Origin of the sequence: Actinoplanes sp. NPDC048791 (assembly GCF_040650095.1) — a bacterium.
Lineage (GTDB): Bacteria > Actinomycetota > Actinomycetes > Mycobacteriales > Micromonosporaceae > Actinoplanes.
Window position 1 is genome coordinate 1 of record NZ_JBEZGQ010000435.1, and the last position, 2379, is coordinate 2379.

Annotated in this window: 1 protein-coding gene and 2 pseudogenes; all 3 read left to right on the forward strand. The window is 69.9% G+C overall.

Annotated elements, in window-relative coordinates; all coding sequences use genetic code 11:
- Nucleotides 1–630 (forward strand): annotated as a pseudogene (locus AB0C29_RS27055) (murein transglycosylase); the annotation flags it as partial.
- Nucleotides 631–711: 81 nt separating this feature from the next.
- Nucleotides 712–1734, forward strand: a complete 1023-nt coding sequence (locus AB0C29_RS27060; RefSeq protein ID WP_360825556.1) for a GNAT family N-acetyltransferase — start codon at nucleotides 712–714, stop codon at nucleotides 1732–1734.
- A gap of 104 nt (nucleotides 1735–1838) precedes the next feature.
- Nucleotides 1839–2379 (forward strand): annotated as a pseudogene (locus AB0C29_RS27065) (endonuclease); the annotation flags it as partial.

Here is a 2379-nt window from a genome sequence, read left to right on the forward strand (position 1 = left end):
GTGCCGGGCACCCAGCCCCCCGTCGGCGGTGCGGTCGGCGGCGCCCGGCCGGCCGATGTTCTTGCTTCCTGGGCGCAGGACACCGGCACCCGGGCCGGCATCCCCGTGGTCGCCGTGCAGGCGTACGGCTACGCCGAGCTTGTGGTCGCCCGGACTACCCCGAGCTGTCATCTGAGCTGGACCACGATCGCCGCCATCGCCAAGGTGGAGTCCTCGCACGGCTCCGCCAACGGCGCCGTCCTCAGTGTCGACGGGTCGGTTGCTCCGCCGATTTTCGGGTTGCCGTTGGACGGTAAGGGTGGGCGGCAGGAGATCCGGGACACCGATCAGGGTGCGCTCGATGGTGATTCTCAGTTCGATCGGGCGCTGGGTCCGTTGCAGTTCATCCCGCAGACCTGGAATTCGATCTCTGTCGGCAATGGTGTTGATGCCGACAACAATGGTGTTTCCGATCCCAACGACATCGATGACGCGTCGCTGGCCGCGGCCAAGTATCTGTGTCAGGGCGGTCGCGACCTCGCTCGGCCGGATGCCTGGTGGGACGCTATTTTGTCGTACAACGCGGTGCGGCCGTACGCGCAGAAAGTGTTCGACGCGGCCAACGAGTACGGGCAGCGCAGCCGGGTTTGAGCGACAACCCACAGTGACGGGTCGCGTACATTTGTCCATCCGGCACTTCCCTGAAGGTCCATGTACCGGCAAGCTGTACGGGTGAGGGTGCGTGAGTGGGATCCCCGGACCGCGTCGGCGGGGGAGATCCGATCGCTCGTGGAGACGTACAACGCGGTGCTGGCTGCCGATCTCCCCGACGATCCACCGTGGCAGGACGTCCAGGTGGTCGACTACCTGGCCGAGACCATGCCCGGTGAGCGCCGGATCAGCTGGGTCGCCGAGGACGACCGGCTCCCCGAGGGCGAGAGCACCATCTACGGCCACGTCAGTGTCCTGCTGCTCGGCGACATCGGCGTGCTGGAGGTGCTGGTCCATCCTGACCTGCGCCGCCGCGGCCTGGGCCAGCAGCTCGTCGGGGTCGCCGCGCGCCGCGCCTATCTCGAGGGTTTCTCCTCCATCGGGGTCGAGGCCATCGGCGACACCCCGGCCATCGCGTTCTACGAGGCGCTGGGCTTCGAGCAGGAGTATGTGGAGACCCGCAGCGTCCTGACCCTGTCCAGCGTGGACTGGAACGCCCTGCACGCCATGGCCAACGGCATCAGCGCCGGCTACCGCGTCGAATACCACCCCGGTGGGCCGCCGGCCGACCTGCTGGAGCCGTACGCGCAGGCCAAGCTGGAGGGGCAGGACGGTGACGACAACGACCTGGATCTGCGGCCGAGCTCGTCCGATCCGCAGCGGCTGCGGGACAGCCTCAACACCCTGCACCGGCGGGGCCTGAAGCCGTACATCGTGCTGGCCATCCACGAGGCGTCCGGCGCGGTCGCCGGGCTGACCGAGGTGGTCGTGCCCGCGCAGCATCCCGAACGCGCCGACCAGTACGACACGATCGTCGTCCGCGAGCACCGCGGTTACGGCATCGACCGGGCGATCAAGGCCCGGATGCTGTTCGAGCTGCGGTCCGCCGAGCCCGGCCTGCGCGAGGTGCAGACCTGGAACGCGCAGCACAACGAGTCCATGCTCAAGGTCAACGCGGAGCTGGGCTTCCAGTCCGACCGGGACTGGTACGAGTACGGCGTGGACGTGGGTCAGCTGGTGCAGAGACTCGAGCCCACCGACTGAGCTGTGGAGGCTCCGTGCGCTACCGCCGCTTCCTGCCCTTGCTCACCGTTCCGCTGCTGACCGCCGCCCTGTTCCCCGGGGTGGCCCGGGCCGCCGACGAGCCGCTGACCGTCGGCGCTGTGCAGGGCCCGACGACGGACGCCGAGAATCCGCGCACCGACCGGTCACCGCTGGCCAACCCGTCCGGCAACGGCACGAGCAGCGTCCTGTACGACGTACGCGGGGTCGTCACCCAGCGCACCCTGGCCCGTACCGCCGCGGGCGCCGACCAGCACGGCTTCTTCCTGCAGAGCCGGAAGGGCACCGACGACGGCGACCCGGCCAGCTCCGACGGGATTTTCGTCTTCATGGGCGCCTTCGCGTCGCTGATCGGCGGTTATGTGCCGGCCGTGGGTGACGAGATCGTGGTCCGGGCCCGGGTGTCGGAGTTCTTCTCGCTGACCCAGCTCTCCGGCGCCTCGCTGGTCACCAAGCTGGCCGAGGGCGTGCCGCTGACCGACGTCCAGGTCGACGACGCGGCGCCGCCGGGCGAGCTGGCCGCCGCGGACCGCTTCTGGGAGCGGCACGACGGCGAGCTGCCGCGCGGCCGCGACCCTGCCCGGAAGGACGCGGCGAGGGCCGAGGGGGGGAGCGCCGCGGGCGCCG